The organism is Aeromicrobium sp. (assembly GCF_025965075.1).
In the GTDB taxonomy this organism is placed as follows: domain Bacteria; phylum Actinomycetota; class Actinomycetes; order Propionibacteriales; family Nocardioidaceae; genus Aeromicrobium.
Genome location: NZ_JAOPXQ010000098.1, coordinates 1 through 12,354 on the forward strand (window position 1 = coordinate 1; position 12,354 = coordinate 12,354).

The 12,354-nt window shown below is 70.6% G+C and carries 14 protein-coding genes and 1 other RNA gene; 6 read left to right on the top strand and 9 right to left on the bottom strand.

The window, feature by feature from the left end:
• Nucleotides 1–375: glutamine synthetase beta-grasp domain-containing protein (locus tag JWQ91_RS06310; RefSeq protein WP_297782013.1), on the bottom strand; the 375-nt coding region annotated here is incomplete at its 3' end.
• A 166-nt stretch (nucleotides 376–541) separates the two neighbouring features.
• On the opposite strand from JWQ91_RS06310, the gene JWQ91_RS06315 reads away from it, so the two are divergent.
• Entirely contained in the window at nucleotides 542–2,293 is a 1,752-nt protein-coding gene (locus tag JWQ91_RS06315) for an NAD+ synthase (protein WP_297782014.1), read from the top strand.
• 16 nt (nucleotides 2,294–2,309) lie between these two features.
• Here the strand turns inward: JWQ91_RS06315 and JWQ91_RS06320 are convergent, their stop codons facing one another.
• Nucleotides 2,310–2,927 (bottom strand): hypothetical protein, encoded by a 618-nt coding sequence (locus tag JWQ91_RS06320; protein WP_297782015.1) that lies wholly within the window; start codon nucleotides 2,925–2,927, stop codon nucleotides 2,310–2,312.
• Nucleotides 2,928–3,052: 125 nt separating this feature from the next.
• Here JWQ91_RS06320 and panB point away from each other — a divergent pair, with 125 nt between their 5' ends.
• A complete protein-coding gene (gene panB / locus JWQ91_RS06325; protein WP_297782016.1) occupies nucleotides 3,053–3,928 on the top strand; it encodes a 3-methyl-2-oxobutanoate hydroxymethyltransferase in 876 nt (291 codons plus the stop codon).
• Between the two features lie 95 nt (nucleotides 3,929–4,023).
• On the opposite strand, the gene JWQ91_RS06330 is transcribed toward panB, so the two are convergent.
• Together JWQ91_RS06330 and JWQ91_RS06335 are read right to left on the bottom strand one after the other, a co-directional pair.
• Nucleotides 4,024–4,314 carry a hypothetical protein gene (locus JWQ91_RS06330; protein ID WP_297782017.1) on the bottom strand — a complete coding sequence of 97 codons (291 nt, stop codon included), beginning with the start codon at nucleotides 4,312–4,314 and terminating at the stop codon, nucleotides 4,024–4,026.
• On the bottom strand, nucleotides 4,311–4,508 hold the full coding sequence (locus tag JWQ91_RS06335) for a hypothetical protein (protein WP_297782018.1): 198 nt from the start codon (nucleotides 4,506–4,508) through the stop codon (nucleotides 4,311–4,313). Before JWQ91_RS06335 ends, JWQ91_RS06330 begins: the two co-directional genes overlap by 4 nt.
• A gap of 62 nt (nucleotides 4,509–4,570) precedes the next feature.
• Here JWQ91_RS06335 and map point away from each other — a divergent pair, with 62 nt between their 5' ends.
• Nucleotides 4,571–5,419 (top strand): type I methionyl aminopeptidase, encoded by an 849-nt coding sequence (gene map / locus JWQ91_RS06340; protein WP_297782019.1) that lies wholly within the window; start codon nucleotides 4,571–4,573, stop codon nucleotides 5,417–5,419.
• Nucleotides 5,420–5,449: 30 nt separating this feature from the next.
• On the opposite strand, the gene JWQ91_RS06345 is transcribed toward map, so the two are convergent.
• Both JWQ91_RS06345 and rnpB read right to left on the bottom strand, forming a co-directional pair.
• Entirely contained in the window at nucleotides 5,450–6,283 is an 834-nt protein-coding gene (locus JWQ91_RS06345) for an aldo/keto reductase (protein ID WP_297782020.1), read from the bottom strand.
• A gap of 109 nt (nucleotides 6,284–6,392) precedes the next feature.
• Nucleotides 6,393–6,833: RNase P RNA component class A (gene rnpB, locus JWQ91_RS06350), an RNA gene on the bottom strand.
• A 273-nt stretch (nucleotides 6,834–7,106) separates the two neighbouring features.
• Here rnpB and JWQ91_RS06355 point away from each other — a divergent pair.
• Genes JWQ91_RS06355 through JWQ91_RS06365 form a run of 3 tightly spaced genes read left to right on the top strand, consistent with a single transcriptional unit; the run spans nucleotide 7,107 to nucleotide 9,559 of the window.
• A complete protein-coding gene (locus JWQ91_RS06355; RefSeq protein ID WP_297782021.1) occupies nucleotides 7,107–7,688 on the top strand; it encodes a TMEM165/GDT1 family protein in 582 nt (193 codons plus the stop codon).
• 10 nt (nucleotides 7,689–7,698) lie between these two features.
• Nucleotides 7,699–8,760, top strand: a complete 1,062-nt coding sequence (locus JWQ91_RS06360; RefSeq protein WP_297782022.1) for an SLC13 family permease — start codon at nucleotides 7,699–7,701, stop codon at nucleotides 8,758–8,760.
• A 25-nt stretch (nucleotides 8,761–8,785) separates the two neighbouring features.
• Entirely contained in the window at nucleotides 8,786–9,559 is a 774-nt protein-coding gene (locus JWQ91_RS06365; protein ID WP_297782023.1) for a peroxide stress protein YaaA, read from the top strand.
• Between the two features lie 9 nt (nucleotides 9,560–9,568).
• Here the strand turns inward: JWQ91_RS06365 and JWQ91_RS06370 are convergent, their stop codons facing one another.
• The 3 genes from JWQ91_RS06370 to JWQ91_RS06380 form a co-directional block, all read right to left on the bottom strand.
• Nucleotides 9,569–10,672 carry a bifunctional RNase H/acid phosphatase gene (locus JWQ91_RS06370; protein WP_297782024.1) on the bottom strand — a complete coding sequence of 368 codons (1,104 nt, stop codon included), beginning with the start codon at nucleotides 10,670–10,672 and terminating at the stop codon, nucleotides 9,569–9,571.
• On the bottom strand, nucleotides 10,669–11,412 hold the full coding sequence (locus JWQ91_RS06375; RefSeq protein WP_297782025.1) for a C4-type zinc ribbon domain-containing protein: 744 nt from the start codon (nucleotides 11,410–11,412) through the stop codon (nucleotides 10,669–10,671). The genes JWQ91_RS06370 and JWQ91_RS06375 overlap by 4 nt, the downstream gene beginning before the upstream one ends.
• Nucleotides 11,413–11,495: 83 nt before the next feature.
• On the bottom strand, nucleotides 11,496–12,320 hold the full coding sequence (locus JWQ91_RS06380) for a Nif3-like dinuclear metal center hexameric protein (protein ID WP_297782026.1): 825 nt from the start codon (nucleotides 12,318–12,320) through the stop codon (nucleotides 11,496–11,498).
• Nucleotides 12,321–12,354: the final 34 nt, after the last annotated feature.

The window sequence follows — 12,354 nt, forward strand, 5'->3', positions numbered from 1 at the left end:
GAACGTGAACCCGGCCTCGGCGGCCTTCTGCAGCGCGCGCTTCAGCACGTGGCGGGGATCGGCGTACGACGGCGTGCCGTCGGGCATCAGGATGTCGCAGAACATGCGAGCCGTCGCGGGGGTCTCGCCACGCCACGGCAGGATCTGGAACGTGGACGGGTCGGGCATCGCGAGCATGTCGGCCTCGTGGACGCGGGCGAAGCCCTCGATCGCGGAGCCGTCGAAGCCGATCCCCTCGGCGAACGCGCCCTCCAGCTCGGCCGGGGCGATGGCCACCGACTTCAGGGAGCCCAGGACGTCGGTGAACCACAGACGTACGAATCGAACGTCGCGCTCCTCGAGCGCGCGCAGGACGAAGTCTTCCTGTTTTCCCATGTGCTCAGTCTCCCACGCCGATTGTTACGGAATTGTTTCCGAGCCCACCTCGCTGCCCGCGCCGCCGCCCGCGCCGCTGGGCCTGACGTCTCGACAGACACGCCAGGCGTGTCCCCGCTGAAACGTCAGGCCCAGCGGGGCGGGGGCGTCCCGATAGTCTCGCCCCATGCCCCAGATGCGCCTCGCCCTCGCCCAAGTCAACGCCACGGTCGGCGACCTCGCCGGCAACGCCGACCTGGTCGTCCAGCACTGCAAGGACGCCGTGGCCCAGGGCGCCCACCTGGTGGTGTTTCCCGAGATGATGCTGACGGGCTATCCGATCGAGGACCTGGCGATGCGCGCCTCGCTGATCGAGGCATCCCGGGCCACGGCCGAGGAGCTGGCCGTACGTCTGCAGGACGAGGGCTGCGGCGAGCTCGTCGCGGTCGTCGGCTTCCTCGACCACGTCGAGGGGACGATCGACACGCTCGGCGTGCCCAAGAACGCCCCGCTCAACTCCGTCGCCGTGATGCACGGCGGCCGGATCGTCGCCCGCCAGGCCAAGCACCACCTGTGGAACTACGGCGTCGGCGACGAGATCCGCAACTTCGTCGCGGGCGACACGATCAACATCATCCAGGTCGGTGGCATCGACGTGGCCCTCGCGATCTGCGAGGACCTGTGGCGCGACGGCCCGTCCGCCGCGGCGAAGGCCGCCGACGCGGCCCTGCTCGTCGTCCCCAACGGCTCGCCCTACGAGGCCGACAAGGACGACGTACGCCTCGAGCTGTGCTCCCGTCGCGCACAGGAGGGCGAGTGCGTCCTGGCGTACGTCAACCTGGTCGGCGGGCAGGACGAGCTCGTCTTCGACGGCGACTCGATCGTCGTCGACGCCGCCGGGACGGTGCTGGGTCGCTCGGGCCAGTTCGACCCCGAGCTGCTCGTCGTCGACCTCGACCTGCCGGCCGCGACACCGACGATGCCGGACGCCGACGAGCGCTTCGGCGGCCTGACGATCAGGCGCACCATCATCACCGCCGAGCCGTTCACGGCCTACGAGCCGCGTCCCGTCGCCCACGCCGAACGGATGCCCCGGCACCAGGAGATCTGGACCGCCCTGGTCACTGGCCTGCGGGACTACGTGCACAAGAACGGGTTCCGGTCGGTCCTGTTCGGCATGTCCGGTGGCATCGACTCGACCCTGGTCGCGGCGATCGCGGTCGACGCCCTCGGCCCGGAGAACGTCTTCGGTGTCTCCAACCCCAGCGCCTGGTCGAGCGAGCACTCCCAGTCGGATGCCGCCGAGCAGGCCCGGCGCACCGGGTTGACGCTGCAGACCGTGCCGATCGCGCCGATCTTCGACGCGTACCAGGAGGCCCTGCACCTGGACGGCCTCGCCGAGGAGAACCTGCAGGCCCGGATCCGGGCCGTGATCTGGATGGGGCTGTCCAACCAGCACGGCCACCTGGTCCTGGCATGCGGCAACAAGTCCGAGCTCGCGACCGGCTACTCCACGATCTACGGTGACGCCGTCGGGGCGTACGCGCCGATCAAGGACGTCCCCAAGACCTTGGTGTGGGAGCTCGCGACGTGGCGCAACGCGCATGCCGTCGAGCTCGGCCAGACGCCGCCGATCCCCGAGGACACGATCAGCAAGCCCCCGTCGGCCGAGCTGCGGCCCGGGCAGCTCGACTCGGACTCGCTGCCCCCGTACGACCTGCTGGACGCGGTCCTCGACGCGTACGTCGAGCGGGACCTCGGCTCGGCCGACGTCATCGCCGAGGGCTTCGACCCGGCACTGGTCGAGCGGGTCATCACGCTGGTGGACCGGGCCGAGTACAAGCGCCGGCAGTACCCGCCGGGACCCAAGGTGTCGCGTCGCAACTTCGGTCGCGACCGCCGCGTCCCGATCACCCACCGGTGGCGGGAGAAGCTCTGACCCCGGCGGTCGACGGTCAGCCGATCGTCGCCTCGTAGTCGCCGAGCCCGTTCCCGTCCAGCGACTCGAGCGCGTCGAGGCAGCCCTGGAAGGGCTGGCTGGCCTCCGCCGCGGACGTCAGTGCCGCGCGTGCCGCATCGACGGCGTCGGTGTCGAGCGGGTCCGCCCGGTCGAGGGCGGCCAGCGGCGCGGCCAGGTCGCTCGTGACGAGCGGCGCTGCGACGCGCATCGACTCGATGGCGGTGGCCACGTCGGCCGGCGTCGGGTCGAGCCGGCCGGCCCGCTGCGCCTTCGCGAGATCGTCCTCGACGCCGGCGAGCCGCTCGGCCATGTCGTAGTCACCGGCCGTCACCAGGACGTACTCGACGCTCTCGACCGTTCGGCTGAGACGGTCGAGGTCGGCGCAGTCGGACGATCGTGCGCTCCGGCCCAGCCGTTCGAACGCCGCGAACAAGGAGTCCCACCGCGCCGTGAGCGTCGGCAGCGACGGGCCGCCCGGATTGCCGTACTCACCCATCTGGTCGTGGTACGCACTGAAGTCCTCCCGGCAGTCCACCGTGCTGGCGGTCCCACGAGCACATCCCGGGACGACGACGGCAACGATGACGAGGACCAGGGCGAGGGAGCGGCGCACGGTGACGATCCTGCCACCGATGTGTCGTGACTTGCTTCACAAACAGCGTCATGGATGCGTCGATCTGGCACGCTGGAGACATCCGTGGACTCCACCCGAGCCGCGAGACGAACAGGAGAATTCCCATGGCCGACGCCACCCCCGAAGAGACCGCGCCCTACGGCACCGGACCCGTCACCCCGCCCACCGGATCCGAGACGATCCGCAAGGTCCGCACCCATCACCTCCAGCAGTGGAAGGCCGAGGGGCACAAGTGGGCGATGCTCACGGCGTACGACCAGTACGCCGCCGCGACGTTCGACGAGGCCGGCATCCCGGTGATGCTGGTCGGCGACTCCGCCTCGAACAACGTCTTCGCCAACGAGACCTCGCTGCCCGTGACGGTCGACGAGCTCATCCCGCTGGTCCGCGCGGTGACCCGGTCGACCCACCGGGCGCTGATCGTGGCCGACCTGCCGTTCGGCTCCTACCAGGGCTCGCCCGAGCAGGCGTTCCACACCGCCGTCCGGTTCATGAAGGAGGCCAACGCCCATGCCGTCAAGCTCGAGGGCGGCCTGCCGATGGTGCCGCAGGTCAAGCTGTTGACCGACGCGGGCATCCCGGTCATGGCGCACATCGGCTTCACCCCGCAGTCCGAGCACAACCTGGGCGGCTACCGTGTCCAGGGCCGCGGCGACACCGCCAACACGCTGATCGCCGAGGCCAAGGCGTTCGAGGAGGCCGGCGCGTTCGCCGTCGTGATGGAGATGGTGCCCGCCCCGGTCGCGGCCGAGGTGACCAAGGCGCTGCGCATCCCGACGATCGGCATCGGCGCCGGCGTCGACTGCGACGCCCAGGTGCTGGTCTGGGGCGACATGATGGGCCTGCGCACGGGCCGGCTGCCGCGCTTCGTCAAGCAGTACGCCGATCTGCACACCGTGATGCTCGACGCCGCCCGGACGTATGCCGACGAGGTCGCGACCGGCGTCTTCCCCGGCCCGGAGCACTCGTTCGAGAGCTGAATCCTTGGTGAGCGGTGCGCTGGCGCCCAGGAAGAGGCCTGGGCTGCCTGACCCGGTGCGGGTGGGTGGACGCCAGCGCACCGCTCCTCAAGGAGCTAGGCGCTCCAGTCCCATGCGGTCGCGCCGACCCAGCCCAGCGCGATCCAGGCCAAGACACCCACGACGGGGACCCAGATGCACCAGGTCGGGTGCGTCCGGGTCCACCGGGCGACCAGCACGACCTGCGGGATCAGCAGCACGAACGCCAGGACGATCCCCCACCACGGGGCGAACAGACCGGTCGTGACGGTGCACCACAGCACGACCAGCAGCCCGGCGACGCCGATCCACGGGCCCGACCGTTCGAGCTGTAGTCCACTCCCCCGTCGACGGCGGCGGCGCCTCATTCCTTGGGCGGCTGGGCGTCGTCGTTCCACTCCGGGTCGCTGTCCCAGTCCTTCGTGCGCTCGGCAGCGATCTCGAGGGCGCGGGAGGCCTCAGCGGCGGAGTCGTAGGGGCCGAGGCGGTCGGCCGCGCGACATCCCTCCTCACCCTCGACGGTGTGGTGCTTGGTGCAGTAGTAGTACTTGCCTTCGCTCATGACTGCAGCCTATGACCTTCGGCACGGCCCGGCCCGGCTTCGAGGCCCACTAAACTCGCCGGGTGACTGTCCTGACTGCCGGCCGCGTGTCGGCCCAGCGCGCCGTGCCCGACTCGATCGACCGTCCCGAGTACGTCGGACAGATCGCCCCGCTGCCCTACAAGGGGCCCTTCGTCCGCGACGCGGAGACGATCGAGGCGATGCGGGCCGCGGGCCGGATCGCCGCCCGGGCGCTGGACGCCGTCGAGGCGGCGATCGCCCCGGGCGTGACGACCGACGAGCTCGACCGGGTCGGCCACGAGTTCCTGCTCGACCACGGCGCCTATCCGTCGACGCTGGGCTACCGCGGCTATCCCAAGTCGCTGTGCAGCAGCGTCAACGAGGTCATCTGCCACGGCATCCCCGACGACCGCCCGCTCGAGGACGGCGACATCGTCAACATCGACATCACCGCCTACATCGGCGAGGTGCACGGCGACACCAACAAGACCTACCTGGTCGGCGACGTCGACCAGGAGTCACGACTGCTGGTCGAGCGGACCCGCGAGGCCACGATGCGGGCGATCCGCGCCGTCAAGCCGGGCCGGCAGATCAACGTGATCGGCCGGGTCATCGAGACGTACGCCAAGCGGTTCGGCTACGGCGTCGTCCGGGACTTCACGGGGCACGGCGTCGGCCCGGCGTTCCACGACGGCCTGATCATCCCGCACTACGACGACCCGGACCACGACACCGTGATCCTGCCGGGCATGACGTTCACGATCGAGCCGATGCTGACGCTCGGCTCGATCGAGTGGGACATGTGGGACGACGGCTGGACCGCCACGACGCAGGACAAGTCGCGCACGGCCCAGTTCGAGCACACCCTGCTGGTGACGTCCAAGGGTGCTGAGATCCTGACGCTGCCCTGACCACGTGGCCGGGCAGCGTCAGGACACGGGTCACGGGATGTAGTTGAACTCGTCCGGGTTGGGGCCGGTGCGCTCGTCCTTGTTCAGCGCGCTGACCATGGCGATCTCGCCGTCGGACAGCTCGAAGTCGAAGATCGCGAAGTTCTCCTCGACGCGCTCCTTCGTCACCGACTTGGGGAAGACGATGTCGCCGCGCTGCACGTGCCACCGCAGGACGACCTGCGCCGGCGTCTTGCCGTGCTCGGCCGCGATGTTGGTGATCGTGGGGTTGTCCAGGACCAGGCCCTGCGCGATCGGCGACCAGGCCTCGGTCGCGATGCCGTGCTCGGCGTTGGCCGCACGGACGTCGTCCTGGGTCAGGAAGGGGTGCACCTCGATCTGGTTGACCGCGGGCACGACGTCGGTCTCCTGCAGCAGGCGGCGCAGGTGCTTGGGCTGGAAGTTCGACACGCCGATCGACCGGGCCCGGCCGCTGGCGTAGACCTCCTCGAGCGCCTTCCAGGTCTCGACGAACGTCACGTCGATGCCCGGCAGCGGCCAGTGGATCAGGAACAGGTCGAGGTAGTCGAAGCCCAGCGCGTCGAGCGACTCGTCGAACGCCTTGAGGGCGTCGTCGTGCGCGTGGAAGCCGTTGTTGAGCTTGCTGGTCACGAAGATCTCGTCGCGCGCCAGGCCGGACTCGCGGACGGCCTCGCCGACGCCCTTCTCGTTGCCGTACATCTCAGCGGTGTCGATGTGCCGGTAGCCGACCTCGAGGGCCGCGAGCGTCGCGTCCTTGGTCTCGTCAGGGTCGATCTGGAAGACGCCGAAGCCGAGCTGCGGGATCGTCTTGCCGTTGTTGAGGGCAATCGTGGGCACAGTCATGTCTGCTCCTGAGATATCGGGGGTTGGGGCGGGCCACACCTCCGGGGAGGGGCCTCGCCTCGAACGTACCCCGCGCACTCGGGCGCAATCAGGACGGACGATCAGGGTGCGAATGAGCCGGCCTGTAAGCCGGATCCTGTCAGGCCCGGATTGCTCCGGGCCCGGGCGACCATCCATCTGGGACGCCCATTGCTGGACGCCTCGTGCAACCTACCCGCTGACATCGGACGAGCAGCCCGTCAGCGCAGGCCCGACCTCGCGGTCGAGCCCTCTTGGTCTTGCTCCCGGTGGGGTTTACCTAGCCGTCCCGGTCACCCGGCACGCTGGTGAGCTCTTACCTCACCGTTTCACCCTTACCCGCACCTGTCGCCATCACGCACGAGCAAGCTCGCGCGCATCGGGCGAAGGCCGCTGGCGGTCTGATTTCTGTGGCACTGTCCCGCACGTCGCCGTGGGTGGCCGTTAGCCACCACCGTCGCTCTACGGAGTCCGGACTTTCCTCGACATTCCCACCTCGCGGTGAAGATGCCGCGGCCGCCCGGCCGACTCATTCGCGGTCCGATCCTATCGCCCCGGGGTGACCGAGGTCATGGCGGCGGTGGTGCAGGAGCCGGTCGGGGTGCCCTAGGCTGGGCGTACGAAAGGGAGTAGTCCCCAACGGCTGTGTCGACATACTGAGGCCCACGAACGTGTGAGCATCCGGTGCAGCAGGCCAGAGAACCTTCTGGCGGACGAGACTTTCGACCAGACCTGTCTATTGACGCGCCTGGTCGAAGACTCGTCGTCCCAGGCTCTTCGTCCAGGCAGACGAGGAGCCTTTGTCGTGTACGCCTTCCTGCTGAGCACCGCCGTGATCTTCGTGGCCGAGCTCGGGGACAAGAGCCAGCTGATGGCGATGACGTTCGCCACCCGGTACCGGGTGCGGGACGTCATCATCGGCATCACCGCGGCGACCGCCCTGGTCCACCTCGCCTCGGTCGGGATCGGCGCGTTCGTCGGCGACCGCTTCGAGGACAGCCAGGGCACCATCGCGATCGTTGCCGGCGTCGCGTTCCTGCTGTTCGCGGCGTGGACCTGGCGGGGCGACGAGCTGACCGAGGAGGAGGCCGGAAAGGCCAGGAGCGCCACGGGTGCGGCGATCGTCGCGGTCGGTATCGCCTTCTTCCTCGCCGAGCTGGGCGACAAGACGATGCTCGCGACGATCACCCTGGCGACGCAGGAGGGCTGGCTCGGCACGTGGCTCGGCAGCACGGTCGGTATGGTCGCCGCCGACGCCCTGGCGATCGTCGTCGGCGCGCTGCTCGGCCGGCACCTGCCCGAGCGCGTCATCAAGATCGGCGCCACGGTGGCCTTCGTCGTGTTCGGCCTGGTCCTGATCGCGGAGGGCGTGGGCCTGTTCGGATAGGTTCACCGACGTGACGCACGACCTGGGGTCCCTCGCCGGGATCGTCGCCTTCCTCGTCGCCATGATGGTGCTCGCGCAGGCGTGCGCCGACGAGGGCCTGTTCGAGATCATCGGTGGGCACGTGGCCCAGTACGCCGCGGGGTCCAGCACCCGGCTCCTGGCCTGGGCGGTGGGACTCGCCGCGGCGGTCACGGCCGTCCTGAGCCTGGACGCGACGGTCGTGCTGCTGACGCCGGTCCTGCTCGCGGCGTCGGCCCGGCGCTCGTACGCCTATGCGTCGGTGCGGCTCGCGAACTCCGGCTCGACGCTGCTGCCGGTCTCCAACCTGACGAACCTCCTGGTCTTCGCCTCGACCGGGCTGACGTTCGTCGGCTTCACCTGGGCGATGCTCCCGGTGTGGCTGGTCGCCGTCGCCGCGGAGTACATGATCCTGCGCCGGTGGTTCGCCGCCGAGCTCCGCGAGCCGTCGCCGGCGCCCACCGAGACGTACGCGGTCCCACTGTTCCCGGTGGCCGTCGTGATCGCGGTCCTGCTCGCCCTGGCGAGCGGCACGACCCCGTGGATCCCGGCCGCGGCGGGCGCGATCCTGCTGTCGGGCCACGCCCTCGCCCGGGGCCGGACGACCTGGGCCGATCTGCTCGCGGCCGCGAACCTGCCGCTGTCGGCCTTCATCCTGGTCTGGGCGTTCATCGTGGCGTGGCTCGGCACGACCCGGATGGGTGAGTGGTTCGACGACTCGATGCCGTCGGGGCACGGGCTGGGGTCACTGCTGCTGGTCGCGCTGATCGCGATGGTCGCTGCCAACCTGGTCAACAACCTGCCCGCGACGCTGCTGCTCCTGCCCGCCGCGGCGGCCGCCGGACCCGCCCCCGTGCTGGCGCTGCTGATCGGCGTCAACGTCGGCGCCAACCTCACGATGATCGGGTCCGTGGCCAACCTGCTGTGGCGCCAGTCCGGCGGCCGGGCGATGTCGACCGTGCGGGAGTTCCACCTGCTGGGGATCGCCACGACTCCCCCACTGGTCGTGCTGTGCACCGTGGTGCTGTGGGCGTGGACGTCGCTCATCTGGTGAGGGCGCGCGCCGGTAGGGTCGTCGGGTGCTGATCCTGCTCCCCCCGTCCGAAGGCAAGACCCGGCCGGAGTCCGGGGCTCCCCTGGACCTCGACTCGCTGGCGTTCGGCGGCCTGACACCGGTGCGCGAGCTCCTGCTCCGCCACCTGGTCAAGCTCTGCCAGGGCAACGCCACGCGGGCCGCCGACGTGCTCGGCCTCGGCCCCACCCAGGCGGGGGCCGTCGCGGTCAACGCGGCCCTCACCGAGGAGCCGACCGCCCGGGCGGACGCGATCTACACCGGGGTCCTGTTCTCCGCCCTCGACCTGACCTCCCTCGACCACGACGCGCGCAAGCGTGCCGACGGGTCGATCGCAATCGCCAGCGCGTTGTTCGGGCTGCTCCGGCCCGACGACCTGATCCCGGCCTACCGCCTCTCCGGGACGGTCACCCTGCCCCGGCTCGGCACGGTGTCGGGCCGGTGGCGCACGCCCCTGCCCCGCGTCATGCGCGAGGAGACGGGTGACGGGCTGCTGGTCGACCTGCGCTCGGGCACCTACACAGCGCTCGGCAAGCCCCCGGTCGAGCTCGCCGAGCGGACGGCCACGATGCGGGTGCTCCATGAGCACAACGGCACCCGCAAGGTCGTCAGCCACTTCAACAAGGCCACCAAGGGACGCATCGTCCGGGGCCTGCTCGAGGCCGGGGCCGAGCCGCGCACCGTCGACGACCTCCAGGCCACACTGGCCGATCTCGGCTGGACCATCGAGCGCGACGGCGGCCGCCTCGACGTCGTCGTCGAGGACGTGCCGCTCAGCTGACGGCGCCGCTCAGGGGACGAGGTTGAAGTTGCGCAGCGACGAGCCCCCATCGGGCCACCACTGGACCGTCGTGATCGACGCGGGAGCGAGCTCCATCTTGTAGATCACGCCGGCCGGGGCGTCGAGCGCCAGTCGGACCAGCATCTTGATCGGCGTGACGTGGCTGACCGCGACGACGGTCTGCCCGGCGTACGCCGACAGGATCCGGTCGCGGGTCGCGGAGACCCGCTCGAAGACCTGGTCGAACGCCTCTCCTCCCGGTGGCGCCACGGCGGTCGAGCCCAGCCAGTCGCGCATCTCGGTGGGCCAGCGCTCCTGGATCTCGGCGAACGTGCTGCCGTCCCAGTCGCCGAACGCGGTCTCGATCAGGCCCGGCTCGGTCTGCACGTCGAGGCCGAGCGTCCGGCCGACGGCGCCGGCGGTCTCCTGCGTCCGTCGCATCGGCGAGGCGATGATCGCGTCGACACCGCCCAGCCGCTCCAGCCACTCCGCGGCGCGCTCCGCCTGCTCCTGCCCCGCCTCGGTCAGGCCGGGGTCGGCGCCCCCGCCGCCGCAGAACACCTTGCGCACGGTCGAGCCCGTGACCCCATGCCGCAGGAGGACCAGGGTCGTGGGCTCGCCCTTCGACGCGCTCCAGCCGGTGGCCTGTGCCGTCGGGGTCGTTCTCCCCGTGGAGTCGGCGGCGGCGACGCGTCCCGTGCCACCGGCCCGCTGGTCGTCGAGGGCGGCGTTGGCCAGCGCGTCGGCGGCCTGGTTGTCCTCGCGCGGGACCCACGTCCAGGTCACGCCGGCCGGGGCCAGCTGCCGGGCCTTCTGCGCCAGCGGCTTCATGTCCGGGTGCTTGACCCGCCAGCGGCCCGCCATCTGCTCGATGACGAGCTTGGAGTCCATCCGGACCTCGAGCGTCGCCTCGGGCGTGTGCTCAGCGAAGAGCTCGAGCCCGGCGATCAGGCCGGAGTACTCCGCGACGTTGTTGGTCGCCACGCCGATCGTCTCGCCCCGCTGGGCGATGACGACGCCGGTGCCGGCATCGCGGATCAACGCGCCGTAGGAGGCAGGTCCAGGATTGCCGCGTGATCCTCCGTCTGCCTCGAGGATGACGCGTGAGGTCACAGCCCTGACTCGGGCGTACGCACCAGGATGCGGCTGCACTCGGGGCAGCGGAGGACCTCGTCGTCGGGTGCCGAGCCGAGCTCGCGCAGGTCGGCGCCGTTGATCTCGAGGCGGCAGCCCTCGCACCGGCGGGCGCGGAGCGCTGCGGCGCCCAGTCCGCCGTACTGCGCGCGGACCTTGTCGTAGACCGCGAGCAGGTCATCCGGGATCCACTCGGTGGAGGATGCGCGCTCGGCCTGGGCATCCTTGACCTGCTCGTCGATGACCGTCACGGCGGCGTCGCGCGTCGTGACCTTCTCGCGCAGGTCGGCCTTGAGGCTGTGCAGATCGGCCTCGACCGCACCGAGGCGGCGCTGCGCGTCCTCGAGCTTCTCCATGACCTCGAGCTCGGCATCCTCGAGCGTGCCGATGCGGCGCTCGAGGGCGACGAGCTCGTGCTGGAGGCTCTCCAGGTCCTTGGGGTTGGTGATCGCGCCGGAGTTGAGACGCTCCTCGTCGCGGGTGCGCCGGTTGCGCACGAGCTCGACCTCAGCGTCGGCCTTCTTCTGCTCGCGGGTCAGGTCGGACACCTCGGTGTCGAGCTCGACGCGCTGGCCGTCAAGCTCCTTGACCTGGACCTCCAGCTCGGTGATGGCCGCGTGCTCGGCGAGGTTGAGCTTGCGGTGCTGGAGCTGGGCAAGCATCGAGTCCTGGGCCTGGAGCTCCAGGAGTGCGGCTTGGGCAGTGGGGTCGGCTTTCACAGACTTACCGTACCCGCTTCATGATGTCTGTCGCCCTGCCCTTGGGTCGGACCCCGGGATTGGCGGTTCACCGCACGCGAACTTCACTGCGATGGCAGGTGCGACGTCCACGGGTCGGTGACGATCTGCGACACGACGACATCGAGCCCGGGCAGGCGCCCGGTCAGCGCCTCCGCGGCGACGGGCAGCCAGGTCCACTCCGCCGACCAGTGCGGCACGTCGACCACGGCGCACGCGCCCGGTCGCTCGAGGTGCTCGCTGACCGGGTGGTGGCGGAGGTCGGAGGTCACGTAGACATCCGCGCCGGCGGCGTCGGCCGTCGCCAGCAGGAAGTCGCCCGACCCGCCGCACACGGCCACGGTCGACACCGGCCGGTCCGGGTCACCGGCGACCCGGACCGCGCTGTGGTGGGCCGGCAGGGCGGCGGCGACGTGCTGGGCGAACGCCGACACCGTCGTCGGCTGGGCCAGCACGCCGATCCGGCCGCTGCCCCGGGCGGTGGTCTCGCCGGGGTCGAGCGGGTCCGGGTCGAGCGGACGTACGTCCTGGAGCCCGAGGGCGTACGCCATCGACTCCGAGACGCCGAGCGTCGGGCTGTCGGCGTTGGTGTGGCACGTGTGCAGCGCGATCCCGTTGCTGATCAGGGTGTGGACGACCCGACCCTTGGGCGAGGACGCCGCGACGGTCGTGACGCCCTTGAGCCACAGCGGGTGGTGGGTCAGGACCAGGTCGGCCCCGATCGCGACGGCCTCGTCCACGACGGCCTGGACCGGGTCGACCGCGAGCAGGACCTTCGTGACGGGGGCGTCCGGGTCGCCGGCGACGGTGCCGACGGCGTCCCAGTCGTCGGCCCACCGGGGGTCGTACAGGCTGTCGAGCACGGCGACGACATCACGCAACGAGGACATGCCCGGCAGCCTATTCGCTCCCGCTCCTTGAGCT

Excerpts from the sequence above, each read along its gene's own strand:
- JWQ91_RS06380 (WP_297782026.1), bottom strand. The coding sequence starts at position 12,320 with ATGTCCTCGTTGCGTGATGTCGTCGCCGTGCTCGACAGCCTGTACGAC.
- JWQ91_RS06330 (WP_297782017.1), bottom strand. The coding sequence starts at position 4,314 with ATGAGGCGCCGCCGCCGTCGACGGGGGAGTGGACTACAGCTCGAACGG.
- JWQ91_RS06335 (WP_297782018.1), bottom strand. The coding sequence starts at position 4,508 with ATGAGCGAAGGCAAGTACTACTACTGCACCAAGCACCACACCGTCGAG.
- panB (WP_297782016.1), top strand. The coding sequence starts at position 3,053 with ATGGCCGACGCCACCCCCGAAGAGACCGCGCCCTACGGCACCGGACCC.
- JWQ91_RS06345 (WP_297782020.1), bottom strand. The coding sequence starts at position 6,283 with ATGACTGTGCCCACGATTGCCCTCAACAACGGCAAGACGATCCCGCAG.
- JWQ91_RS06315 (WP_297782014.1), top strand. The coding sequence starts at position 542 with ATGCCCCAGATGCGCCTCGCCCTCGCCCAAGTCAACGCCACGGTCGGC.